Below are 24,382 nucleotides of genomic sequence, written 5' to 3'. Positions count from 1 at the left end.
GGTCAGTGGGCGCGGGCGTCCTGGACCAGCAGGATGCGGCTGGTGGGGCCGGCGAGCTGCCGCCAGCGGTGGGGCAGGACGCCGGGGTAGTAGAGGGTGTCGCCGGGGCCGACGACGAACAGGCCCTCGCCCTGGACCTCCACCTCGATCGTGCCGGCGATGACGTGGACGAACTCGTCGCCGGGGTGGGTGTAGGCCTGGCCGAACTCGGCCGGGGCGCCGTCGAAGAGAACCGGGTAGATCGCCCGGGCCCCGGCGACGAGGGACCTCGCGACCCCGCCGGGGTTGTCGACGGGCACGCCGCTGCCCGCCGTGACCAGGCTGACCCGCCCGTCCGCGGACAGCGCGGCACCGTCGTCGGCCGCCATCGACATCAGCGCCGGCTGGGTGGTGCCCAGGGCCTGCGCGAGCCGGTGCAGCGACGCCATGCTGGGCCGGGCGAGGCCACGCTCCAGCTGGCTGAGGAACGGGTGCGACAGCTCGGCCTTCGTCGCGAGCTGGACGAGAGTCAGCCCCTGTTGCCGGCGCAGCACCCGGATCGACCGCCCGATCCGGGTGCTCAGGTCCTCCCCGGCGGCTCCGGCGTCGATTGCCATACCGCTCATGGTCCCATCACCACCGGCGGCGGGCGCGCTCGCCGCCGGCCGCCCGGCCTGCCCTAGTCGGCGGTGTGGGCCTGTTGGGGCGGGCAGGCCGCGGCCGCGCGGGTGGCGAGGGCGAGCAGGGCGCGGTCCGTTCCGGCGGCGCCGATCAGGGCGACGCCGACCGGGCGGTCGCGGACGCGCAGCATCGGCAGCACCACCACGGGCAGGCCCGCGAGCCCGGCGCCCGAGGTCAGGGTGAGCGTGGCGGCCCGGACCCGGTCCTTCACGTCGACGGCGAGGTCCATCCGCGGCGCCGGGCTGCTGCTCGCCGGCGCGACCAGCACGGTCCCGCCGGCCAGCGCGGCGCCGAGGATGTCGCGGACCTGGGTCCGGACCCGCTGGGCGGTCCTGAGCTGCCCCTCGGTGACCGCCGCGGCGGCGGCGAACCGGGCGGCCACCCCGGGCCCGAGCGTGCCCGGGTGCGCCGCGACCCACGCGCCGTGCGTCGCGTTGGCCTCCCAGCCCTGGTTCTGGCGGAACGCGGTGACCCAGTCGTCGAGCCGGCCGCCGGCCACCCGGGGGACGTGCCGCGTCGGCAGCCCCACCGCCGCGGCCAGCGCGGGCAGCACCGCGGCCAGCGCGGCCCCGACCTCCGGCTCGGCGGCGGCCACCAGGTCGTCGGCCACCAGCAGCCGCGTCGGTGCTCCCGCCGCCGGGTCCGCCGGCAGCAGCACCGCGCCCACCTGGGCGAGCGTGTCCGCGTCCCGGGTCAGCCAGCCGACGGTGTCGAAGCTGGGCGCGAGCGGGACGACCCCGGCGGCCGACACGGCGCCGTGGGTCGGGCGAATCCCGAACAGGCCGCAGTAGGACGCCGGTACCCGCACCGAGCCGCCCGTGTCGGTCCCGAGGCCGACGTCGACCAGGCCGAGCGCGACGGCACTCGCCGGCCCGCTGGTGGAGCCGCCGGGGACGACGCCGGGGGCGGTCGGGTTGGGCGGGGTGCCGTAGTGGACGTTCGTCCCGGACAGGCTGTAGGCCAGCTCGTCGGTCTGCGCGATGCCGGCCACGTCGGCGCCGGCGGCGAGCAGCGCGGCGACGGCCGGCGCGTGCCGCGGCTCCGGGGCGGCCTCGGCGAGCCAGGTCGGGTTCCCGGCCCCGGTCCGGTGGCCCTGGACGGCGAACAGGTCCTTGACGGCGACCGTGAGCCCACGCAGCGGGCCCTCACCCACGCCCGCGACCAGCGGACCTCCACGCACGCGCCACACCGCGCTCGTCTCGTCAGGCGCCGAGCCGGCCGCCGAGCGTGGGCCGGCTGACGACGCGGAGCCGGCCGACGAGGACGCCGCCGGGGCGGCGCTGACATGGGCCGCCACCACGCGCCACCGGGCCTCGCCGCCGTCGGTGGCGACGGCGGTCCACAGCTGGGTCTGCAGGCCGCGGCCCCCGTCCTCCTCGCGCAGCACCTCGGCGACCAGCAGCGCCGCCGCGGGACCGTGTACCTGGACGTGCAGCCGCTCGACGGTCCGGGCCGCGGGCAGCCGGCCCCCCGCGCCCCTGGACCGTCGGAACAGGCTGATCTGGGCGTGTCCGACGAGGACCCCGGCGCCGTCGGCGCGCAGCGTCGCCGGGTCGTCGAGGAACAGCTCGTCCAGGACGTCCAGGTCGTTCGCGAGCAGCGCGTGCTCGTACCGCCAGAACGCGGCCTCGAGACCCGCGCGCCAGGCGGGGTCGTCGGCGGGGGCGGCCGCCGTCGGGCCGCCGGGCTGGCCGACCGCGTAGTAGCGGACCTCGGTGGACACAGACATGCTCCTTAGGCACCCGGGACAGGCTGCCTCCCCTGGTACCCGGAGGCCGGCGGCCCCAGTAGACCACCGCGGGATGACAGTTCAGGTCGCGCGACGGCACGAGCGGGCCGCGGTCCTGCGGACCAGCTGGCATCCTGGCGCTGTTCGGCCCCGGAGCGCGCTGACCAGCGGTTTGGAGGGTGAAACAGCGTCCGGCGACCAGAGGCCTAGGTCCCGAGACAGTGGGCCGCGGGCCGCGGCCGGCGCCGCCGAGGAAGGTCTCCGTCCGGCGCTGTTACGGGTGCTTGACGGCGCTGAAATACGTGGCCGGCAGTGTTGATGACACCAACAATCAACCGCCTGCCGGCCCAGGCCGGCCCGGGCGCCGGCCGCGCGGCGAGCACGAGGCCGCGGCCCCACCCGGACTGAGGGGAGCGCGATGCGCGTCGGCGTCTTTCTTTTCGGGGCCGTCGAGATGGGCGACACGCTCGGCGCCGGCGGCACCGAACCGACGTCGCGCCGCTACGGGCAGCCGGAGGTGCTCCGGGCGATGCGGCGCCTCCTGGACACCGGGACGCTCGCCGACGAGCTCGGCTACGACTCCTTCTGGCTGACCGAGCACCACTTCCAGCACGAGGGCTACGAGGTCGTGCCCAACGGCCTGATGTTCGGCGCCTTCCTCGCCGAGCGGACCAGCCGCATCCGGATCGGCACGATGTTCAACGTCGTCGGCCAGTGGCACCCGCTGCGCCTGGCCGAGGACTTCGCCATGCTGCACAACCTCTCCGGCGGCCGGGCGGTGCTGGGGCTCGGCCGGGGCACGGTGCCGCGCGAGATCGAGCCGCTGTCGCTCGGCCGGGTGTCGATCGGTTCCACCGACAACCCGGACGCGCGGGCCGCGGACACCGTCAACCGCCAGGTCACCGCCGAGGCGGTCGACCTGCTGCTGACCGCCCTGGACAACGAGACGTTCGCCCACCGGGGCCAGTACTTCCAGGCCCCGCCACCCGGCATCCCCGACCGGGGCGGCGAGGTCGAGGAGCTCACGCTCATCCCGCGGCCGGTGTACCCGTACGACATCTGGCAGGCGATCAGCAGCCCCGGCTCGCTGGCCGAGGTGCCGACCCGGGGCTTCGGCGGGGTGTTCTGGCTGGTGAGCCGTTCGCTGCTGCAGGCCCGGTGGGAGCGCTACGCCGAGGTGTACGCGGCGGCCCACGGCGGCGCTCCCGAGCCCGGCGAGAAGCGGATGGTCGTGCTCAACACCTACGTGGGCGACACCCACGAGGACGCGATGGAGCGGGCCAGGCCGGGCCACGACGAGTTCTGGCGCTTCCTAGGCCCCTACGGCTGGACCAGGGCCTACCTCGGCCCGGACGGCGGCCCACCGCCCGCCGGCTGGGTGCCGACCCTGGAGGACTCGGTCGAGCAGGGCGTCTGGGCGGTCGGCACCGCCGAGGAGGTCGCCGCCGCGATCCTGCGGCTGCGCGACGACCTCGGTGGCCTGGCCGACCTGACGATCTTCCCGACCGGTCCGGGGGAGAGCTACGACGCCACCGAGGAGCAGCTGCGCCGGTTCGCCCGCGACGTCCGCCCGCTGCTCGACGCCGCGGCCGAGGTCCTCGTCCGGTGACGGACCAGGACCGGCCGCGACCGGCCGTCCGCCTCGGCCCGACCGCCGTCAACAGCTGGCTGGTCGGGCCGGGGGCGGTCGACCTGCGCCGCCCGGCCCGTCCCGACCGCGCCGTCACGGTGGCCGCGCTGCCGCAGCGGCTCACGTTCGACCTCGCCCGGTCCGCGATCGTCGTGGTCGACATGCAGAACGACTTCTGTCACCCCGACGGCTGGCTCGCCGGCCTCGGCGTCGACATCAGCGGGGCCCGGGCGCCGATCCCGGTGCTCGCCGCGCTGCTCCCGGCGCTGCGCGCGGCCGGCGTCCCGGTCGTCTGGCTCAACTGGGGCAACCGGGCCGACCGCGCCAACCTGCCCCCGGGCGTGCTGCACGTCTACGACGGTGACGGCTCCGGTACCGGCATCGGCGATCCGCTGCCGAACGGCGCGCCGGTGCTCACCGAGGGCTCCTGGGCGGCGGCCGTCGTGGACGAGCTGGTGGTCGAGCCCGGCGACCTCCGCGTGTCGAAGTACCGGATGAGCGGCTTCTGGGACACCCCGCTGGACACCGTGCTGCGCAACCTCCGGGTCGACACGCTGCTGTTCGCCGGCGTCAACGCGGACCAGTGCGTGCTCGCGACGCTGACCGACGCCGCCTGCCTCGGCTACGACGTGGTGCTGGTCGAGGACGCCGTCGGCACGACCTCGCCGGAGTTCTGCGCGCGGGCGACGGTGTACAACGTCCGCCAGTGCTTCGGCTTCACCCTGACGGCGGCCGACCTCACCGACGCGCTCCAGCCGCTCGGGTGAGCGAGGCGAGGCGCGCCGGGCCGCAGCTGGTGCGGCCGCTGGCCGAGGTGACGGCGCACCGGATCTCGCCCGGCGACACGGTCCGGCTCGCCGTGCTGTCCGGGCCGGCGCAGGGCTCGCCGGCCACCGTGGTGTTCGAGGTGTGGGAGCCCGCCGGTGCCCAGCCGCCGAACTCGCACCCGGCCTCGACCGAGACGTTCGTCGTGCTCGCCGGGCACGGCGTGGCGCACAGCGACGGGCACACCCAGGAGATCGGGCCGGGCGACGTCCTCGTGCTCCCGCCCGGCTCGGTACACCGGATCGTCAACCCGTCGGCCACCGACCGGCTCTACACGCTCACGGTCCTGGCCCCCGACGACGGCTTCGCGGCCCTCATCGAACGCGGCCCAGTGGCCGCCCTGGACCCCGAGGACCTCGCGATCCTGAACGCCGCCACCAGCTGAGCTCCGCGCAGCCAGGTGCCGCCCCGCCGGGCGGGGGAGGCAGTATCCCGTCGGGCCGGCACAATGGCACCGTGAGTACCACGTCCCCCGGGCTTGATCCCGCCGTCGCCGGCCGGCTGAAGCGGGACGCCGCCGGGCTGGTCGCGGCCGTCGTCCAGCAGTACGACACGGGGAAGGTGCTGATGGTCGGCTGGATGGACGACGAGGCGCTGCACCGGACGCTGACCACCGGCCGGGCCACCTACTGGAGCCGTAGCCGCCGGGAGTACTGGGTCAAGGGAGACACGTCCGGACACGTCCAGTGGGTGCGCTCGGTCGCGCTCGACTGCGACGGCGACGCCCTGCTCGTCCAGGTCGACCAGGTCGGCCCGGCCTGCCACACCGGGACGTCGACCTGTTTCGACGGCCGTGACCTGATCGCGGCCGTCGGTTCGCGCGCCGGGCCGACGCCTCCGACCGCCGCGGCCCCCGCCGTGGACCCGACCGCGGGAGACCAGCATGACGACCGGTGAGATCAGCCCGACCCGCGCCGAGTTCCGGGCGCTGGCCGCCGAGTACACCGTCGTCCCGGTGGCGCGCCGGCTCCTCGCCGACGGCGAGACCCCGGTCGGCATGTACCGCAAGCTCGGCGGCGGCCCCGGGACCTTCCTGCTGGAGTCGGCCGAGCACAGCGGGATGCGGTCGCGCTACTCGATCGTCGGGGTCCGGGCGGCGGCCACCCTCACCGAGGTCGACGGCGAGGCCCGCTGGACCGGTGGCGAGGCCCCGCCCGGCGTGCCGACCGGCGGCAGCCCGCTGACCGCGCTGCGCGCCGTCGAGCGGTCGCTGCGCGCGCCCCGGCTGGACGAGGTGTGGCCGGGCGCAGGCACCTCGGGGATGCCGCCGCTGATGGGTGGCCTCGTCGGCTACCTGTCCTACGACTTCGTCCGCCGGATCGAGCGGCTGCCCGAGCATGCCGTCGACGACCTGCGCGTGCCCGAGCTGCGCCTGCTGCTCTGCATGGACCTCGCGGTCCTCGACCACGCCGACGGCTCCTGCCTGCTGGTCGCCAACGTGTTCACCCACGCCGCCGCGCCGCCCGGGCCCGACGGGCTGCCCGCGACGGTCCCGCTCGACGAGGCAGCGCTCGACGCCGCCTACGACGACGCGGTCGGCCGGCTGGAGCTGATGACGGCCGAGCTGCACAAATGGACCGAACCGACCGTCGCGGCCACCCGCGAGGTCGCGCCCCTGGACCTCAGCCAGTTCACCTCCGCCATGGCGCCCGGCCAGTTCCAGCAGGCCGTCGAGCGCTCGATCGAGGAGATCCGCGCCGGCGAGTGCTTCCAGATCGTGGTGTCGCAGCGCTTCGAGCGGGCCACCACCGCCGACGCCCTCGACATCTACCGGGTGCTGCGCGCGTCCAACCCGAGCCCGTACATGTACCTGCTGCGCTTCGGGGACTTCGACGTCGTCGGCACGTCGCCCGAGGCGCACGTCAAGGTCACCGGTGACCGGGCCCTGCTGCACCCGATCGCCGGCAGCCGGCCGCGCGGGCGGACCCCGGAGGAGGACGCGGCGCTGGCCGCCGAGCTGCTCGCCGACCCGAAGGAGCGGGCCGAGCACGTCATGCTCGTCGACCTGGTCCGCAACGACCTGGGCCGGGTCTGCGTCCCGGGTACCGTGCGGGTGGTCGAGTTCGCCACGATCGAGCGCTACTCGCACATCACCCACATCGTGTCCACCGTGATCGGCCAGGTCTCGCCCGAGCACACCGCGATCGACGTGCTCGCCGCGACCTTCCCCGCCGGGACGCTGTCCGGCGCGCCGAAGGTGCGGGCGATGGAGGTCATCGACGAGCTGGAGCCGACCCGGCGCGGCCTGTACGGCGGGGTCGTCGGCTACCTCGACTTCGGCGGCGACCTCGACACCGCGATCGCGATCCGCACGGCCCTGGTCCGGGACGGCCGCGCGTACGTCCAGGCCGGCGCCGGCATCGTCGCCGACTCGGTGCCCGACGCGGAGGATCACGAGAGCCGGACCAAGGCCGCCGCCGTGCTGCGTGCGATCGAGATCGCCGAGACCCTGCGCGCGCCGGGCTGACCACCATCGCAACCGACGGGACCACAGGCATGAGCGCAGACACCGAACAGGCCACCTCGACCGTGCCCGCGACCGACCCGGCGACGCGCGCGGGGGGCGGCTCGCCCGCCCGCCGGCTGGCCGGGCGGTCCGGGCTGGGGGCGGCGGTCATCGGCTGTCTGCTGGGCGCGGCGGCGGCGCTGCTGGCCGCGTCGGCCACCTGGGTCCACACGGGGGTGCGGGACGCGGCGACGGCCGGCAGCGGGGCGACGGCGGCGCCGCTGGCGGTGAAGCTGGGCGGCGGCGACCTGGCCCCGGCGATCGGCGCCTTCGGGCTGCTGGGCCTGGCGACGGCGGTCGCGCTGGTCGCGACCCGCGGGGTGGCCAGGCGCGTCGTCGGGCTGCTCGTGGCCGCGGCCGGCGTCGGAGTGATCATCTACGCGGCCCGGGTCGGCCTCGACCCGGGCCCGGTCGTGCGGTCCGCGCAGCCGGTCATCGCCCTCGCTCCCAGCGGTCACCCGAGCGTCGGCCCGATCCGGGTGTCGGCCGCGCCCTGGCTCGCGCTGGTCGGCGGGGTGGCGCTGCTCGGCGCCGGCCTGCTGGCCGTCGCCTTCGGCCGGGCCTGGCCGGCGATGGGCGGCCGGTACCAGACCAGGTCGGCGCGCCCGCTGGACGCCTGGGAGGCCATCGAGCGTGGCCAGGACCCGACCGTCTCGGCGGACTGACGGCCTGCCCGGGGGCAGCCCGGCCCGCCTCCGGTAGCCCGCCAGGAGGTGGCCGGAGGATGGCCGAGGGGCGGCCGGAGGATGGCCGGGCGACACGCCGAACGGCGCGCCGGCCGCCGCGCCCGCTTCGCCGGAAGTGGCGCGCTAGACACGAACGTCACCCCGTGGCAATCCCGTCGCGTGCTGTCGCCGGGCCCGTGTGCTGGGCAACAAGGGGACAACCACGCTACGTGACCGGTTCGGGTACGCCCCCTGCTGGGTATGGGCTGTTTGGCGGTTGATCGGCCCGACGGTTCCGGCCCGGACAATCGGTGGGCAACTACGGACCGTCAGTGGGTTGATGCGCGCGTGGGGGGCGATGTGCGATGTCCGGCTGGGGGCCTACCATCGGCGCCATGGCAGCGAGAGCCACCGGAGCCCGGCTGTGACCGTCCTCGACGAGATCATCGCCGGCGTCCGCGCCGACTTGGCCGAACGCGAGTCCCAGACCCCGCTTGACGTGCTCAAACAGCGCGTCGAGAAGGTTCCGGACCCGCGCGACGCGCTGGCGGTGCTGCGCGCCCGCCGGGTCGCCGTGATCGCCGAGGTCAAGCGGCGCAGCCCGTCGAAGGGTGACCTGGCCAACATTCCCGACCCGGGGAAGCTGGCCGGCATCTACGAGACCGCCGGCGCCGCGGCCGTCAGCGTGCTGACCGAGAAGCACCGGTTCGGCGGCTCGCTCGCCGACCTGGACGCCGTCCGGGTGGCGGTCGACGTGCCCGTGCTGCGCAAGGACTTCATCGTCGCGCCGTACCAGATCTGGGAGGCGCGGGCGCACGGCGCCGACCTCGTGCTGCTGATCGTCGCTGCGCTCGACCAGCCGCGCCTCGTCGGCCTGCTGGAGCGGATCGAGTCGCTCGGGATGACCGCCCTCGTCGAGGTCCACGACGAGGAGGAGACCCACCGCGCGCTGGACGCCGGCGCCCGGCTGATCGGCGTCAACGCCCGTGACCTCAAGACGCTGGAGATCCGGCGGGACACCTTCGCGCGGCTGGCGCCCCTGGTGCCGCCCGGCATCCTGAAGGTCGCCGAGTCCGGCATCCGCGGCCCGCGTGACCTGCTCGGCTACGCGGAGGCGGGCGCCGACGCGGTGCTCGTCGGCGAGGCCGCCGTCAGCGGGCCCGACCCACGCCAGACCGTCGCCGACCTCGTCGCCGCCGGCGCCCACCCCGCCACCAAGGTCGGCCGTTAACCGGCTCGCGTCCAGAAAATCGGTTGGCGGTGGCCGATAGAGTCGGGGCCGTGAGTGCTTCCAGTGCCGGGTCGACCGGTCTTGCCGCTTCGCCTGCCGCCGCTGACCTGGGCGCGGGGGAGTGGGCCAGCGTCCCGGACGGGCTGGGCCACTTCGGGCCGTTCGGTGGGCGGTTCGTGCCGGAGGCGCTCATGGCGGCGCTCGACGAGCTGACCGCGGCCTACGACGAGGCCCGCCAGGACCCGGCGTTCGTCGCCGAGCTGGACGGCCTGCTGGCCAGCTACGCCGGCCGGCCGACCCCCGTCACCGTGGCCCAGCGGCTCACCGAGCGGATCGGCGGCGCCCGGCTGCTGCTCAAGCGCGAGGACCTCGCGCACACCGGCTCTCACAAGATCAACAACGTCCTCGGTCAGTGCCTGCTGACCAAGCGGATGGGCAAGACCCGGGTGATCGCCGAGACCGGCGCGGGCCAGCACGGCGTCGCCACCGCGACCGCCTGCGCCCTGCTCGGCCTCGAGTGCGTCGTCTACATGGGCGAGGAGGACACCCAGCGCCAGGCGCTGAACGTCGCCCGGATGCGGCTGCTCGGCGCCACCGTCGTCCCCGTCACCTCCGGCAGCCGCACCCTCAAGGACGCCATCAACGAGGCGCTGCGGGACTGGGTCGCCACCGTCGAGCACACCCACTACTGCATCGGCTCGGTGATGGGCCCCCACCCGTTCCCGATGCTCGTCCGCGACTTCCAGCGGATCATCGGCGTCGAGGCGCGCGAGCAGGTGCTCGAGATCACCGGACGGCTGCCGGACGCGGTCGTCGCCTGCGTCGGCGGCGGCTCGAACGCGATGGGGATCTTCCACCGGTTCATCCCGGACACCTCGGTCGCGCTGATCGGCTGCGAGGCGGGCGGCGACGGCCTGGCGACCGGCCGGCACGCCGCAGCGATCGCCGGTGGCGGGTCCGGCGTCCTGCACGGGATGCGCTCGTACTTCCTGCAGGACGAGGACGGCCAGACCCAGGTCTCGCACTCGATCTCCGCCGGCCTGGACTATCCCGGCATCGGGCCCGAGCACGCCTGGCTGCACGACACCGGCCGGGCCTCCTACCGGGTCGTCGACGACACCGCCGCGATGGACGCTCTAGGCCTGGTCGCGAAGACCGAGGGCATCCTGGTCGCGATCGAGAGCGCGCACGCGTTCGCCGGGGCCTTCGACGTCGCCCGTGAGCTGGGCCCGGACGCGACCGTCCTCGTGAGCTGCTCAGGCCGGGGCGACAAGGACGTCGACACCGCCGCCCGCTGGTTCGACCTGCTCGACGGCGCCGACGGCCCGGCCACCAACGGCTGACCGCGCCAGCCAGACAGCACAACGGCCAGCGCCCGGGCACACCGGGCTCGCAGAGGTCGGCCGGGCCAGCCGGCCGGGAGATGGACAACCACGTGGTGGGACAGGGCACACCGGGGCGGGTCGCGGATGTTTTCGCGGCGGCCCGCAAGGAAGGCCGCGCGGTCCTCGTCGGCTACCTGCCGGCGGGCTACCCGTCGGTGGACGGCGCGATCGACGCGTTGCGCGCGATGGTCGAGGCCGGGGTCGACATCGTCGAGCTCGGGCTGCCGTACTCGGACCCGACGATCGACGGGCCGGTCATCCAGGAGGCCGTGGACGCGGCGCTGCGGGGCGGTGTGACCACCGCCGACGTGCTGCGCACCGTCGAGGCCGTCGCCGCGACCGGCGCGCCGACGCTCGTGATGACCTACTGGAACCCGATCGAGCGGCACGGTGTCGAGCGGTTCGCCGCCGACCTCGCCGCCGCCGGGGGCGCCGGCACGATCACGCCGGACCTGCCGCCCGAGGAGGCCGGCCCGTGGCTGGAGGCCGCCGGCCGGCACGGGCTCGACTCGGTGTTCCTGGTCGCGCCCAGCTCTTCGGACGCCCGGCTGCGACGAGTGACCGGCATCGCCAGCGGCTTCGTCTACGCCGCGTCGCTGATGGGCGTCACCGGCGTCCGGGAGTCGGTCGGCGCCGCGGCCGAGGGCCTGGTCAACCGGGTGCGCGGCGTCACCGACCTGCCGGTGGCGGTCGGTCTGGGGGTCCGGGACGGGGCCCAGGCGGCGACCGTGGCGGGCTTCGCCGACGGAGTGATCGTCGGCACCGCGCTGGTCGGCTGCCTGGTCGACGCGGAACGCTCCGGCGCCGGCCGCGAGGCTGGCATCGCCGCGGTCCGCAAGCTCACCGCCGACCTCGCGGCCGGCGTCCGCGCCGGTTCCTGACCTGGGCTTGACCGGCCCGGTCGGCGGTCCCTCCCGGGGCGAGGTTGGCCACGGCGGCGTCCACACTGGCCGGAGTTGTCAACCTTTGTTCCAGGACGGGTAGACGACAGTGGGTCCTCGCTAGGTAGCCTTGCGCCGTGGTCCTAGCCGCGATCCCTAGCCCCTCTCGAGGTGTCCTGCACCTCGGGCCCCTGCCGCTGCGCGCCTACGCCTTTATGATCATCATTGGCGTCATCGTCGCCGTCTGGCTCACCGGCCGCCGGCTGCAGGCGCGGGGCGTCGACCCGAACTTCGCCAGCGACGCGGGCGTGGGGGCGGTGCTGCTCGGCATCATCGGCGCCCGGGTCTACCACGTCCTCACCAGCCCGCAGGCCTACTTCGGCAAGAACGGCGACCTGGTCCACGTCCTGTACGTGTGGAACGGCGGGCTCGGGATCTGGGGGGCGGTCGCGGGCGGCGCGCTCGGAGTGTGGCTCGCCTGCCGCCGGGCCGGCGTGCCGTTCCTGTTGTTCTCCGACGCCGCCGCGCCTGGCCTGATCTTCGCGCAGGCGATCGGCCGCTGGGGCAACTACTTCAACCAGGAGCTCTTCGGCCGGCCCACCACGCTGCCGTGGGGACTGAAGATCGACCCGGCGCACCGGCCCATCGGCTACGAGCAGTACGCGACCTTCCACCCGACGTTCCTGTACGAGTCGATCTGGGACGTGGCGGTCGGCGTGACGCTGCTGGTCATCGACCGTCGGGCCCGCCTGGGCCGCGGCCGGCTGCTCGCGCTCTACATCATGATGTACACGGTCGGCCGCGGCCTGATCGAGGCGTTGCGGATCGACGACGCCGAGCACTTCCTCGGCCTGCGCCTCAACGACTGGACCAGCATCGTCGTCTTCCTGGGCGCCGTGGCGATGTACCTGCTGATCCGCAAGCCCGTCGACCGGGACGTCAGCCCGGCCGACGCCACCGCGGCCGAGCCCGCCGAGATCGCCGTGGCTCCCGCTGCCGACGACACGGGCGACGAGGACGGCGCCCCTGTCACCGCCGCCGCCGTGAGCGGCCGGATCGCCACGGAGAAGCCAGCCGGCGTGACCGCGCCTCCCGCCGTGGACGGCGGTGACGAATCGGCCGTGCCTGGCCGCGGCGATGGCTGACGAACGCCGGGCCGACGGGAGCTCGGCCGACGGGAGCTCGGAGGGCCCCCGGGCCGCTCGCCCGGCCGGCGCGCGGTCCGAGGCCGCCTACCGGCCCGGGATGCACCAGCACCACCATGACGCCCACCGTGACGTCTCCGGCGGCTGGCTGCGCCCGGCGGTGTTCGGCGTGATGGACGGGCTGGTGAGCAACGTCGCACTGCTGTCCGGGTTCGCCGGCAGCAACGCGTCCCACTCGACGGCGGTGCTGGCCGGCCTCGCCGGGGTGGCGGCCGGGGCGTTCTCGATGGCGACCGGGGAGTACACCTCGGTTCGGTCGCAGAACGAGGCGATGGCCGCGGAGATCGAGGTCGAGCGGCAGGCGCTGACGCAGTTCCCGGTCGACGAGCGGGCCGAGCTGGCCGCGACCTATGCCCGCAAGGGTGTCGACCCCGCGCTGGCCGAGGCCGTCGCCGGCCAGCTGCACGACGACCCCGAGGTCGCGCTGGCGGTGCACAGCCAGGAGGAGCTGGGGGTGACCCCGGGCCGGCTGCCGAGCGCGCTGCTGGCCGCCTTCTCGTCGTTCACGGCGTTCGCCCTCGGGGCGCTGGTACCGGTGCTGCCCTACCTGGTCGCGCACTGGGTCCTGGGCGGCTACACGTTCCTCGCGAGCGCGGTGCTGGCCGCCTGCGCGCTGTTCGGGGTCGGGGTGGCCGTCAGCCGGTTCACCGGCCGCTCACCGTGGCTGTCCGGAGGCCGCCAGCTCCTGCTCGGCGCGCTGGCCGCCGCCGCCACGTACCTGGTCGGCGCCCTCGTCGGCGGCGTCGTCAACTAGCCGGAGGCACCGGCGCCGCGACGGGCCTAAGCCCGAGGTGAGAACAGCTCTAACCTCGGCGGACAAGAAGGTTAGCAAAGGTAAGGCTCGCCCGCTTGGAACACAACCGTCACATTCATGTGACCTGCCGGACACTGACGATCTCAGCGAATCGGGCGGCGACATGGCACACTCGGTGGAGCGCAAGACGCGGCTGGCTCACCGCGCCCTGTCCCAGCTGTCTCGGCTCTGGCCGCGCGGACCCGGTCGCCCGGCACCCGGGCTCCCGAAACGCCCGAGCGCCGGCTAACCGGGGCGTCCTGGGGTCACGGCTCCGGTGCGCGGCGCCGGTGCCGCCTGGTCGTCGTCGATGCGCTCCCGGACAGCGTCGTCCGCACCCTTCAGGCACTGAAGACGGACAGGACACGCCGGATGCCGACTAAGCAAGGTCTCTACGACCCCTCGTACGAGCACGACGCCTGTGGTGTCGGCTTCGTCGTCGACGTGCACGGCCGCCGCAGCCACGAACTGGTCGACCAGGGCCTGACAGTACTGCGCAACCTTGACCATCGTGGCGCCTCCGGCAGCGACCCGGACACGGGTGACGGCGCGGGCATTCTCGTCCAGGTCCCGGACGTGTTCCTGCGTGACGTGGCGGGTTTCCCGCTCCCCGCGGCCGGCCGGTACGCCGTCGGCATCGGCTTCCTCCCCCAGGTGGCGGGTGACCGTGACGAGGCCGTCCGCACCATCGGCCGGCTGGCCCGGCAGGAGCGCCTGCGGGTTCTCGGCTGGCGTGAGCTGCCCGTCGTCAGCCACATCGTCGGGCACGCGGCCCGCGAGGTCGAGCCCCGGATGCGTCAGCTGTTCGTGACGCTGCCGGGCACCGCGGTCAGCGCGGCGGTCGGCGCGCCCATCGACGACGACGCCCCGTTCGACCAGCTTGAGCTGGAGCGCCGCGCGTTCTGCCTGCGTAAGCGGATTCAGCGGGAGACGGGCGTCTATTTCCCGTCGTTGTCGGCGCGCACCATCGTCTACAAGGGAATGCTGACAACGCACCAGCTGTCCGCCTATTTCCCGGACCTGGACGACCCTCGGTTCGCGAGTGCTATCGCTCTCGTGCACAGCCGCTTCTCGACGAACACCTTCCCGAGCTGGCCGCTGGCGCATCCCTATCGCCTGATCGCGCACAACGGTGAGATCAACACCGTCCGCGGCAACCGGAACTGGATGCGCGCCCGCGAGGCGCTGCTGGAAAGCGACCTGATCCCCGGCGACCTGGCCCGGCTCTTCCCGATCTGCGCCGACGGCGCCAGCGACTCGGCCAGCTTCGACGAGGTGCTGGAGCTGCTGCACCTGGGCGGCCGCAGCCTGCCGCATGCCGTCCTGATGATGATCCCGGAGGCGTGGGAGAACCACGCCGAGATGGACCCGAAGCGCCGCGCCTTCTACCAGTTCCACGCGACCCTGATGGAGCCGTGGGACGGGCCGGCGTCGATCGCCTTCACCGACGGCACGATGATCGGCGCGGTCCTCGACCGCAACGGCCTGCGCCCGTCGCGGTACTGGGTCACCGACGACGGCCTGGTCGTCATGGCCTCCGAGGTCGGCGTCCTGGACATCCCGCCGCACCGGGTCATCCAGAAGGGCCGGCTGCAGCCGGGCCGGATGTTCCTGATCGACACGGCCAAGGGCCGGATCGTCAGCGACGACGAGATCAAGTCCGAGCTGGCCTCCGCCGCGCCGTACGACGAGTGGCTGCACGCGGGCGTCATCGCGCTGTCCGACCTGCCGGAGCGCGAGCGCGTCGTCTACAGCCACGAGTCGGTGACCCGCCGCCAGCAGGTCTTCGGCTACACCGAGGAGGAGCTGCGGGTCATCGTCGCGCCGATGGCGCGGTCCGGCGCGGAGCCGATCGGCTCGATGGGCACCGACACCCCGGTCGCGGTGCTCTCCGAGCGGCCCCGGCTGCTGTTCGACTACTTCCAGCAGCTGTTCGCGCAGGTCACCAACCCGCCGCTGGACGCGATCCGCGAGGAGCTGGTCACCAGCCTGGGCCACTACCTCGGGCCGGAGGGCAACCTGCTCGACGCCGGCGCGGCGACGTGCCGCGTCGTGGAGATCCCCTACCCGGTGATCAGCAACACCGAGCTGGCGAAGATCATCGGCATCAACGACGACGGTGACATGCCCGGCTTCGCGGCCGTCACCGTACGCGGCCTCTACGAGGTCGCCGGCGGCGGCGCGGCGCTGGTGGCCCGGATCGACGAGATCTGTGCCGGCGTGAGCGCGGCCATCGCCGACGGCGCCCGGATCGTCGTGCTGTCCGACCGGGACTCCGACGCGCGGCTCGCGCCGATCCCGTCGCTGCTGCTCACCGCCGCGGTGCACCACCACCTGATCCGGGAGAAGACCCGGACCAAGGTCGGCCTGATCGTCGAGAGCGGCGACGCCCGCGAGGTGCACCACGTCGCGCTGCTGAACGGCTTCGGAGCCGCCGCGGTCAACCCGTACCTGGCGTTCGAGTCCGTCGAGGACCTGATCCGCCGCGGCGAGATCACGGGCGTCACCCCGGAGCAGGCCGAGAAGAACATCGTCAAGGCGTTCGGCAAGGGCGTCCTGAAGGTGATGTCCAAGATGGGCATCTCCACCATCGCCAGCTACACCGGTGCCCAGGTCTTCGAGGCGATCGGCCTGCGCTCCGACGTGATCGAGCGGTACTTCACCGGCACCGCGTCCCGGATCGACGGCGTCGGCATCGACGTGCTCGCCGCCGAGGTCGCCGCGCGCCACGGCCGGGCCCACCCGCGGGTGGCCACCGAGCTCACGCACCGGCCACTGGAGACCGGCGGCGAGTACCAGTGGCGCCGCGACGGCGAGCTGCACCTGTTCAACCCGGAGACGGTCTTCCTCCTGCAGCACGCGACCCGGACCCGCCAGTACGAGGTCTTCAAGGAGTACACGGCCAAGGTCGACGACCTCTCGAAGCGCAACGCGACCCTGCGGGGCCTGTTCGAGCTGCGCCCGGGCCTGCGCCGGCCGATCCCGATCGAGCAGGTGGAGCCGGTCTCCGAGATCGTCAAGCGGTTCGCCACCGGCGCGATGTCCTACGGCTCGATCAGCGCGGAGGCGCACGAGACCCTGGCCATCGCGATGAACCGCCTCGGCGGCAAGTCGAACACCGGCGAGGGCGGCGAGGACGCGGAGCGCTTCGTGCCCGACGCCAACGGCGACCTGCGCCGTTCCGCGGTCAAGCAGGTGGCGTCCGGCCGGTTCGGCGTGACCAGCGAGTACCTCGTCAACGCCGACGACCTGCAGATCAAGATGGCGCAGGGCGCGAAGCCGGGGGAGGGCGGCCAGCTGCCCGCCCACAAGGTCTACCCGTGGATCGCGCGGACCCGGCACTCGACGCCGGGCGTCGGCCTGATCTCGCCGCCGCCGCACCACGACATCTACTCGATCGAGGACCTCGCCCAGCTCATCCACGACCTGAAGAACGCCAACCCGGCGGCGCGGGTACACGTCAAGCTCGTCGCCGAGGTCGGCGTCGGCACCGTCGCGGCCGGCGTGTCGAAGGCGCACGCCGACGTGGTGCTGATCTCCGGCCATGACGGCGGCACGGGGGCGTCGCCGCTGACGTCGCTCAAGCACGCCGGCGCGCCCTGGGAGCTGGGCCTGGCCGAGACGCAGCAGACCCTGCTGCTCAACGGCCTGCGCGACCGGATCGTGGTGCAGGTCGACGGCCAGATCAAGACCGGCCGCGACGTCGTCATCGGCGCGCTGCTCGGCGCCGAGGAGTTCGGCTTCGCGACGGCGCCGCTGGTGGTCGCCGGCTGCGTGATGATGCGGGTCTGTCACCTCGACACCTGCCCCGTCGGCGTCGCGACCCAGAACCCGGAGCTGCGCGCGCGGTTCACCGGCAAGCCGGAGTTCGTCGAGAACTTCTTCACCTTCATCGCGGAGGAGGTCCGGGAGTACCTGGCGCAGCTGGGCTTCCGGACGCTGAAGGAGGCCGTCGGCCGGGTCGACATCCTGGACGCGACCTTCGCCGTCGAGCACTGGAAGGCCGCCGGGCTGGACATCAGCCCGCTGCTGCACACCCCGGAGACGCCGTTCGGCGGCTCGCTGTCCAACGCCGCGAGCCAGGACCACGGCCTCGACAAGGCGCTGGACAACTCGCTGATCCAGCTGTGCGAGGGCGCCCTGGAGGACGGGCGCCCGGTGTGGCTGGAGATGCCGATCCGCAACGTCAACCGCACCGTCGGCACGATGCTCGGCTACGAGGTCACCCGGCGCTACGGCGCTGTCGGCCTGCCGGACGACACGATCTCGCTGCGGTTCACCGGCTCCGCCGGCCAGAGCTTCGGCGCGTTCGTCCCGCGCGGCATCACCCTCACCCTGGAGGGCGACGTCAACGACTACACCGGCAAGGGCCTGTCCGGCGGGCGGATCATCGTCTTCCCGCCGAAGGAGGCGCCGCTGCGCGCCGAGGAGAACACGATCGCCGGCAACGTGCTGCTCTACGGCGCGACCGCGGGCGAGGCGTACTTCCGGGGCGCCGTCGGTGAGCGGTTCTGCGTCCGCAACTCGGGCGCGACCGCGATCGTGGAGGGCGTCGGCGACCACGGCTGCGAGTACATGACCGGCGGCACCGTCGTCGTGCTCGGCCAGATCGGGCGTAACTTCGCCGCCGGCATGAGCGGCGGCGTCGCCTACCTGTACGACCCGGTCGTGGAGCGGATCAACGGCGAGATGGTCGACATCGAGCCACTCGACGCGGAGGACCGGGCGCAGCTCGTCTCCCTGCTGACCCGTCACCGGCGCGAGACCGGCTCCACGGTCGCCGCCGGCCTGCTCGCGAGCTGGGAGGACGAGCAGGCCAAGTTCGTCAAGGTCATGCCCCGCGACTACAAGCGGGTACTGACCGTGATGGCGCAGGCCAAGGAGCAGGGCGTCCCCGCCGACGACCTGATCATGGCCGCGGCCCGAGCCTGACCAGCCCCACGCGCAAGCGCGCCCTCCGCCACGAACACAGAGATAGGAAGAGGGATGGCTGACCCGACTGGGTTTCTCCGGCACCACCGGGAGCTACCGGCGCGCCGGCCCGTCGACGTGCGGATCCAGGACTGGCGGGAGGTCTACCAGGACTTCCCGGCGCCGTCGCTGACCGCGCAGGCCTCACGCTGCATGGACTGCGGCATCCCGTTCTGCCACAACGGCTGCCCGCTGGGCAACCTGATCCCGGAGTGGAACGACCTCGCCCGCCGGGACGAGTGGCAGGAGGCCATCGACCGGCTGCACGCGACGAACAACTTCCCGGAGTTCACCGGGCGGCTGTGCCCGGCGCCGTGCGAGGCCGCCTGCGTGCTCGGCATCTCCGACGACCCGGTGACCATCAAGCAGATCGAGGTCTCGATCATCGACCGGGCGCTGGCGGAGGGCCGGGTCGTCCCGGTGCCGCCGTCGGTGCGGACCGGCCGGAAGGTCGCCGTCGTCGGCTCCGGCCCCGCCGGGCTCGCCGCCGCGCAGCAGCTCACCCGCGCCGGCCACGACGTGACGGTCTTCGAGCGGGCCGACCGGATCGGTGGCCTGCTGCGCTACGGCATCCCCGAGTTCAAGATGGAGAAGGCCGTCCTCGACCGGCGCCTCGAGCAGATGGCCGCCGAGGGGACCACGTTCGTCACCTCCTGTGACGTCGGCGTCGACCTCTCCGTCGAGGAGCTGCGCGCCACGTTCGACGCGGTCGTGCTGGCCGGCGGCTCCACGATCGGCCGGGACCTGCCGGTGCCGGGCCGGGAGCTCAACGGCGTCCACTTCGCGATGGAGTTCCTGCCGCTGGCCAACCGGGTGCAGGAGGGCGACCTCGCCGAGCCGGAGATCAGCGCCAAGGGCAAGCGCGTCGTCGTCATCGGCGGCGGCGACACCGGGGCCGACTGCCTCGGCACCTCGCACCGCCAGGGCGCCGTCTCCGTGCACCAGCTGGAGATCATGCCGCGCCCGCCGGAGACGCGGCCGGTGGCGAACCCGTGGCCGACCTACCCGATGCTCTACCGGGTGACCTCGGCGCACGAGGAGGGCGGCGAGCGGGTCTACGCCGTCTCCACCGAGTCCTTCCTCGGCGACGAGGAGGGCCGGCTGCGCGCGCTGCGCATGTACGAGGTCCAGTCGGTCGACGGGAAGTTCCAGAAGGTCGAGGGCAGCGAGACGGAGCTGCCCTGTGAGCTGGCGCTGCTGGCGATGGGCTTCGTCGGCCCGCAGCGCGAGGGCCTGGTCGAGGGCCTCGGGGTCGAGCTGGACGCCAGGGGCAACGTGGCCCGCGACGCGGGGTGGCAGTCGTCCGTCCCCGGTGTCTTCGTCGCCGGCGACATGGGCCGGGGCCAGTCGCTGATCGTCTGGGCGATCGCCGAGGGCCGTTCGGCCGCCGCCGCGGTCGACCGGTACCTCAGCGGCGCGACCGACCTCCCGGAGCCGATCACTCCTACTCGGCGATAAACGATCCCGGCGGGTGGCCGGTATGCGTGTTCTCCGACACGGCATACCGGCCACTGGTCTTTTACGGAGCGCGCCATGCAGATCCGAGAATGGGATTTCCAGGCTGGCGCGCATCGTCGGCGGGCCGCGTGGGTGACCTGTGTGGATCTCGGCTCGGCGCCGCCCGGGGGCATTGATCTCGGTTCCGCGTCAGTTCCGGGTGGACGTATGACGACGCTGACCGATAGGCTGCGCGGGCCGCGGCAGGCAGTCGACCATGCCGGCGGACGCCGTCGGTGCGGACCTGGGCCGTGCCCCTGGGCGGGACCGCCAGACGCCTGAGACGAGTTGGGTTAGCCGTCTCCTTTAGGCGCGTGAGTCTGGGCGATTCCGGCCGTTGTTCCCGCGAAGTCAGGTCATATTTCTTACAGGTCATCCAGCTATGTGGGGGATTGGTGCGCGGTAGCGTCCATTCGGTGAGAGTCGTGCTGCTCGGACCCCCGGGCTCAGGAAAAGGCACGCAGGCCGCACGGATCAGCTCCCGCCACGGCATCCCGGCGATCTCCACGGGCCGGCTGCTCGACGCGGAGATCGCCGCTGGTTCACCACTCGGCCGTCGCGCCGAGGAGTTCGTCCGCTCCGGCGAGCTGGTTCCCGACGAGCTCGTGCTCGACCTGGTCGCGGACCGCCTGTTCGGCTCGTCCGCCGCCGCCGTGCTCGACCACGAGCCCGTGGCCGCCCTGGCCGCCAGCACCCCGGTCGCCGCCGCCGTGCCGCTGTCCGCCCTGGCCGGGCCGGGCGCGTACGCCCCGGTGCCGGTCGCCGCCGACGTGTGCCGCGGCTTCCTGCTCGACGGCTTCCCCCGGACGGTCGCCCAGGCCGAGGCGTTCGACGCCCGGTTCGGCGCCGCCCTGGAGGCGTACCGCGAGACGACGCAGGAGCTTCGGCTGCCCCCGGTCGACTGCGCCGGGACGGCCCGCGCCGTGGACGTCGTCCTCGACCTCGACGTCGACGAGTCGACCGTGCTGCGCCGGATCAGCCACCGCTCCAGCACGGAGGACCGCCTCGACGACAACGAGGAGACGGCCAAGCGCCGCCTCAAGGTCTTCGCCGAACGAACGGCCCCCTTGCGCGCCTACTACGCCCGCGCCGGCCTCCTGCGCACCATCGACGGCTCAGGCACCCCCGACGACGTGGCAGCCCGCATTGAGTCCGTCCTCGCCTCCCTGGCCTGACGCACCAGGCAGCCGGACCGGGCCGTTCGGCCTGTGGGCCGTTGCCGATCTGTGAGCCGGGCAGTCTGATCTCCTGGCCTCCCGCTGCGACGATCCCGGCGGTCGGTCTCTTGATCAGGATTGCGAGTTTGGCTCTCAAGCGGTTGCGACCAGGCCCGCTTCACGACCGTCCGAGGGCGGAAACGGCGATCACTGTGCCGTGCTGACCTTCGCGGGTTGGCCGCTCGGGAGCTGGGCGTCGTGCGGTCCTGTCGCCCGGATCCGTGGCGTTTTGGGCGCTCCCGAGGGGCTTGGGCCTTGCTCTGGGATCGAAGATTGGATACTTTATGCTCATTAGGGTCGAGTTCGGGCCCTGGCGCGACACCGCGGCCGCGGTGCGCGGTCTCCTTCTCGTCCGGGCGTGCGTCGGGTCGTAGCGCCGCGTGGCCCGGTATCTGTTCGGGAGCGCGGATGGTCGAGTTCAACCCGTACGACCTTGCGACGTATCGCGACCCTTACCCGGTGTACCGCGCGCTGCGGGACGAGGCGCCCGTCTTCCACAACCCTGACCTGAAGTTCTGGGCGCTGTCCCGGCACGCCGACGTGCTGGCCGCCCACAACGACTGGGACACGTACTCCAGCGCCGGTGGCGTCACGATCGAGGGCACCGAGGCCGGCTCGCCGATGATCATTCTCCGGGATCCGCCGGAACACCGGTGGCACCGCAAGATCGTCGGCAAGGTGTTCACGCCGCGCCGGATGCTGGACCTGGAGCCCTACATCCGCCGTCGGGCCGGCGAACTGCTCGACCGTTTCGCCGACTCCGACGAGTTCGACATCGTCCGTGAGTTCTCGGTCACCCTCCCGCTGGACGTGATCAGCGAGCTGCTCGGCATCCCCGAGGAGCACCGCGCGACCGTCAACGAGGCCGCCGACGCGATGCTGTCGCGCGGCGACGGCGCCGACGACGAGCAGGTCTTCGCCGAGAGCGCGGGGACGCTGCTCAACCTCTACCTCTCGCTGGTGGCCGAGCGGCGCAAGAAGCCGACCGGCGACCCGATCAGCCTGCTGATCGAGACCGAGGTCGCCGACGACGAGGACGGCGCCACCCGGGCGATGGACGACGACGAGATCGCCTTCCGGTTCATCGAGCTGAGCGTGGCCGGCCATGAGACGGTCGCCAAGGCCATCCCGAACGGGCTGATGGCGTTGACCCGGTTCCCCGAGCAGCGCCGCCTGCTGCTGGCGGATCCGAGCCGTTACGACCGGGCGGCCGGCGAGACGCTCCGTTTCGACGCGCCGTCGCAGCTCCAGGGCCGGACCACGAAACGGGACGTCGACCTGCACGGCGTCACGATCCCGGCCGGTGACCGGGTCATGCTGATCACCGGTTCGGCGCTGCGTGACGAGCGGGTCTACGAGAATCCGGACGTGTTCGACCTGGACCGCCGGGACGAGCCGTCGACGGTGTTCTTCGGCTTCGGCATCCACCGCTGCCTCGGTGCCCACCTGGCCCGGCTGGAGGTCAGGGTCGCCCTGGAGGAGGTCCTCCGACGCTTCCCGGACTTCGTGGCCGACCCGACCCGCGCGGTCATGAAGGTCTCGTCCAACGTCCGAGGCGCCGCCAACCTCCCGTTCGCTACCAGGGGTGCCGCCATCGCGGTCTGAGCTACCCGGTGTGAGCTACGTGGCGTGAGCGACACGACTTGAGCTACCTGGATCGGGACCCCGGCGCGGATCTGCGCCGGGGTCCCGCGCGTTCCGGCCCGCCCGCGAAGAGCGGGAAGATTGGTGGAGCCCAGGGATTACCCTTCCCTGGGCCCCGAGGGTGGCCACCATGCGTACGCCAGGCCAGGTTGGTGCGGCCGGTCAGACTGGAGTAGTCGCGCTCTGCCTATTGAGCTAGCGGCGCGTGTTGGAGCGCCGCGCGGGGGTCGAACCCGCGGCCTCGACTGAGATTGCCGGCCGTCGGTCGGTCTGGCGAGGTGGCCCGGTGTTGAGTTGTGGAGCGAGAGACTAAGAATCATGGCCGGCTGCCTCTGCCATTGGGCTATCCCGGCGGGTGTGAGCCGGGAGGGGGAGTCGAACCCCCACTGACACCGTCCGTCGTCATCTTGAGTATGAGTCTCAGCTTTCACGCCCAATGGTGGGCGCATCCCGCCGCTCCAGGCGGGAGATCAGGGGCCAACCGGCCCGCCGCCGAGACTAGCGCGGGGTCCGGCCAGGTCGGCCAGCTGGCTTGATCGTCGTTTTGGCCCTCACGTGGCTACAAAACTGCTGCGGTTACAGCCACGCGAGGGCGAAAACAGCGATCTTGCTGGTCTCGGGTCGAGGCCAGCCTTGTCGGATGCGGCACTGGCGGGGCGGCGGGCCGACGGCCGGGCCTATCGGGCGAGCAGGGTGAACAGGGCCTATCGGGCGAACAGGTAGTCGAACACCGGCCGGCCCACGGTCTGGTCGGTCACGTCGAACAGGTTCGCGGACTCGCGGGCGACCTTGACGGCCTCCGCGAGCCGCACGACCCGGTCCAGCAGCTGCGTGCGCCGCTCGGCCGGCAGCGCGCCGGAGAACTTCACCGTCGCCCAGTCACCGACCGGCTCGTCGACCGTGAACACCTCGGTCTGCGCCGGGTGGTGCTCGGTCGCCTCGTACTTGACCAGCACCTTCGGCACCTTGCGCGACCGCACGGTCCGCGTCGTCGGCGTGCGGTAGACGCCGGCGGCCGCGTCCCAGGACCAGTCCTCGGCCGGGTCGAGCACCGGCAGCTTCGCCAGGAACGCCTGCAGGTCGGTGAGCTGCTTCTCCAGGAAGAGCAGGTAGGACACCGGGACGTCGCGCAGCAGCGGCACACCGTCGACGACGACGTCGGCCTTCGCCGCGCAGTTGGCGATGTCCTTGGTGGCGACCACGTCGAGCAGCCGGACCAGCACGGACGAGAGCTGCGCCAGCACCTCCTCGACCCGGACCTGGACCTTCGTGCCCTCGGCCGGAAGCTGGTCGCCGTCCTCGTCGCGCGGCTGGTATGTGCGGCTGATGCCGGCGAGCAGCGCGTCCTTCTGGGTGGAGCTCTGCAGGTCGGTGACCTCGCGGCCGGCGCGGGCCTTGACGCCCTTCTCGATGGCGATGATCTGGTTCAGCTTGGTCACGGCACTGTCTCCGGGCTGGAACGGCTAGATCTCGATCTTCAGAATGGCGTCACTCTACCGCTATGTAGGGAAATGTCCGAACCGGTTTTCGCCGAATGCGCTGG

Annotated in this window: 18 protein-coding genes and 1 tRNA gene; 15 read left to right on the top strand and 4 right to left on the bottom strand. The window is 73.1% G+C overall.

The features are described 5' to 3' along the window. Window positions 1-2: 2 nt before the first annotated feature. Window positions 3-596: a helix-turn-helix domain-containing protein gene (locus FRAEUI1C_RS24720; protein WP_041259636.1), complete on the bottom strand. Its 594-nt coding sequence runs from the start codon at window positions 594-596 to the stop codon at window positions 3-5. A 62-nt stretch (window positions 597-658) separates the two neighbouring features. Further along, window positions 659-2,389, bottom strand: a complete 1,731-nt coding sequence (locus FRAEUI1C_RS24715; RefSeq protein ID WP_083819630.1) for an amidase — start codon at window positions 2,387-2,389, stop codon at window positions 659-661. Window positions 2,390-2,807: 418 nt separating this feature from the next. Here FRAEUI1C_RS24715 and FRAEUI1C_RS24710 point away from each other — a divergent pair, with 418 nt between their 5' ends. From FRAEUI1C_RS24710 to FRAEUI1C_RS24640, 15 genes are all read left to right on the top strand, one after another. Beyond that, window positions 2,808-3,998, top strand: a complete 1,191-nt coding sequence (locus tag FRAEUI1C_RS24710; RefSeq protein WP_013426085.1) for an LLM class flavin-dependent oxidoreductase — start codon at window positions 2,808-2,810, stop codon at window positions 3,996-3,998. Then, complete coding sequence (locus FRAEUI1C_RS24705; RefSeq protein WP_013426084.1) at window positions 3,995-4,786, top strand: cysteine hydrolase family protein; 792 nt, start codon at window positions 3,995-3,997, stop codon at window positions 4,784-4,786. The genes FRAEUI1C_RS24710 and FRAEUI1C_RS24705 overlap by 4 nt, the downstream gene beginning before the upstream one ends. Then, entirely contained in the window at window positions 4,783-5,229 is a 447-nt protein-coding gene (locus FRAEUI1C_RS24700) for a cupin domain-containing protein (RefSeq protein WP_013426083.1), read from the top strand. Before FRAEUI1C_RS24705 ends, FRAEUI1C_RS24700 begins: the two co-directional genes overlap by 4 nt. A 71-nt stretch (window positions 5,230-5,300) precedes the next feature. After that, window positions 5,301-5,741 (top strand): phosphoribosyl-AMP cyclohydrolase, encoded by a 441-nt coding sequence (gene hisI, locus FRAEUI1C_RS24695; protein ID WP_013426082.1) that lies wholly within the window; start codon window positions 5,301-5,303, stop codon window positions 5,739-5,741. Then, on the top strand, window positions 5,728-7,311 hold the full coding sequence (locus FRAEUI1C_RS24690; RefSeq protein WP_013426081.1) for an anthranilate synthase component I: 1,584 nt from the start codon (window positions 5,728-5,730) through the stop codon (window positions 7,309-7,311). The genes hisI and FRAEUI1C_RS24690 overlap by 14 nt, the downstream gene beginning before the upstream one ends. Window positions 7,312-7,340: 29 nt before the next feature. Next, window positions 7,341-8,015 (top strand): Trp biosynthesis-associated membrane protein, encoded by a 675-nt coding sequence (locus FRAEUI1C_RS24685; protein WP_013426080.1) that lies wholly within the window; start codon window positions 7,341-7,343, stop codon window positions 8,013-8,015. 424 nt (window positions 8,016-8,439) lie between these two features. Continuing rightward, window positions 8,440-9,246, top strand: a complete 807-nt coding sequence (trpC, locus tag FRAEUI1C_RS24680; protein WP_013426079.1) for an indole-3-glycerol phosphate synthase TrpC — start codon at window positions 8,440-8,442, stop codon at window positions 9,244-9,246. A 50-nt stretch (window positions 9,247-9,296) separates the two neighbouring features. Next, on the top strand, window positions 9,297-10,589 hold the full coding sequence (gene trpB, locus FRAEUI1C_RS24675; protein WP_013426078.1) for a tryptophan synthase subunit beta: 1,293 nt from the start codon (window positions 9,297-9,299) through the stop codon (window positions 10,587-10,589). An 80-nt stretch (window positions 10,590-10,669) separates the two neighbouring features. After that, window positions 10,670-11,512 carry a tryptophan synthase subunit alpha gene (gene trpA, locus FRAEUI1C_RS24670; RefSeq protein WP_049806988.1) on the top strand — a complete coding sequence of 281 codons (843 nt, stop codon included), beginning with the start codon at window positions 10,670-10,672 and terminating at the stop codon, window positions 11,510-11,512. A gap of 137 nt (window positions 11,513-11,649) precedes the next feature. Next, on the top strand, window positions 11,650-12,657 hold the full coding sequence (gene lgt / locus FRAEUI1C_RS24665) for a prolipoprotein diacylglyceryl transferase (protein ID WP_013426076.1): 1,008 nt from the start codon (window positions 11,650-11,652) through the stop codon (window positions 12,655-12,657). Continuing rightward, a complete protein-coding gene (locus FRAEUI1C_RS24660) occupies window positions 12,650-13,471 on the top strand; it encodes a VIT1/CCC1 transporter family protein (RefSeq protein ID WP_013426075.1) in 822 nt (273 codons plus the stop codon). The genes lgt and FRAEUI1C_RS24660 overlap by 8 nt, the downstream gene beginning before the upstream one ends. A gap of 411 nt (window positions 13,472-13,882) precedes the next feature. Beyond that, window positions 13,883-18,442: a glutamate synthase large subunit gene (gltB, locus tag FRAEUI1C_RS24655; protein WP_013426074.1), complete on the top strand. Its 4,560-nt coding sequence runs from the start codon at window positions 13,883-13,885 to the stop codon at window positions 18,440-18,442. A 54-nt stretch (window positions 18,443-18,496) separates the two neighbouring features. Next, complete coding sequence (locus tag FRAEUI1C_RS24650; protein WP_013426073.1) at window positions 18,497-19,939, top strand: glutamate synthase subunit beta; 1,443 nt, start codon at window positions 18,497-18,499, stop codon at window positions 19,937-19,939. A 455-nt stretch (window positions 19,940-20,394) separates the two neighbouring features. Continuing rightward, window positions 20,395-21,153, top strand: a complete 759-nt coding sequence (locus FRAEUI1C_RS38615; RefSeq protein WP_232425113.1) for an adenylate kinase family protein — start codon at window positions 20,395-20,397, stop codon at window positions 21,151-21,153. Window positions 21,154-21,603: 450 nt separating this feature from the next. Next, window positions 21,604-22,800: a cytochrome P450 gene (locus FRAEUI1C_RS24640; RefSeq protein ID WP_013426071.1), complete on the top strand. Its 1,197-nt coding sequence runs from the start codon at window positions 21,604-21,606 to the stop codon at window positions 22,798-22,800. Between the two features lie 397 nt (window positions 22,801-23,197). Here FRAEUI1C_RS24640 and FRAEUI1C_RS39775 read toward each other — a convergent pair. Further along, a tRNA-Met gene (locus FRAEUI1C_RS39775) sits at window positions 23,198-23,327 on the bottom strand. 216 nt (window positions 23,328-23,543) lie between these two features. Continuing rightward, window positions 23,544-24,278 carry a DUF7873 family protein gene (locus tag FRAEUI1C_RS24635; RefSeq protein WP_013426070.1) on the bottom strand — a complete coding sequence of 245 codons (735 nt, stop codon included), beginning with the start codon at window positions 24,276-24,278 and terminating at the stop codon, window positions 23,544-23,546. Between the last annotated feature and the right edge of the window lie 104 nt (window positions 24,279-24,382).

The organism is Pseudofrankia inefficax (assembly GCF_000166135.1).
Lineage (GTDB): Bacteria > Actinomycetota > Actinomycetes > Frankiales > Frankiaceae > Pseudofrankia > Pseudofrankia inefficax.
This window is presented reverse-complemented; position numbering and strand designations above follow the sequence as displayed.

What these genes read in the sequence shown, in the direction of transcription:
- FRAEUI1C_RS24720 (WP_041259636.1), bottom strand. Translation starts at nt 596, where the DNA reads ATGGCAATCGACGCCGGAGCCGCCGGGGAGGACCTGAGCACCCGGATC.
- FRAEUI1C_RS24715 (WP_083819630.1), bottom strand. Translation starts at nt 2,389, where the DNA reads ATGTCTGTGTCCACCGAGGTCCGCTACTACGCGGTCGGCCAGCCCGGC.
- FRAEUI1C_RS24710 (WP_013426085.1), top strand. Translation starts at nt 2,808, where the DNA reads ATGCGCGTCGGCGTCTTTCTTTTCGGGGCCGTCGAGATGGGCGACACG.
- FRAEUI1C_RS24690 (WP_013426081.1), top strand. Translation starts at nt 5,728, where the DNA reads ATGACGACCGGTGAGATCAGCCCGACCCGCGCCGAGTTCCGGGCGCTG.
- FRAEUI1C_RS24685 (WP_013426080.1), top strand. Translation starts at nt 7,341, where the DNA reads ATGAGCGCAGACACCGAACAGGCCACCTCGACCGTGCCCGCGACCGAC.
- trpA (WP_049806988.1), top strand. Translation starts at nt 10,670, where the DNA reads ATGGACAACCACGTGGTGGGACAGGGCACACCGGGGCGGGTCGCGGAT.
- FRAEUI1C_RS24660 (WP_013426075.1), top strand. Translation starts at nt 12,650, where the DNA reads ATGGCTGACGAACGCCGGGCCGACGGGAGCTCGGCCGACGGGAGCTCG.
- gltB (WP_013426074.1), top strand. Translation starts at nt 13,883, where the DNA reads ATGCCGACTAAGCAAGGTCTCTACGACCCCTCGTACGAGCACGACGCC.
- FRAEUI1C_RS24650 (WP_013426073.1), top strand. Translation starts at nt 18,497, where the DNA reads ATGGCTGACCCGACTGGGTTTCTCCGGCACCACCGGGAGCTACCGGCG.
- FRAEUI1C_RS24640 (WP_013426071.1), top strand. Translation starts at nt 21,604, where the DNA reads ATGGTCGAGTTCAACCCGTACGACCTTGCGACGTATCGCGACCCTTAC.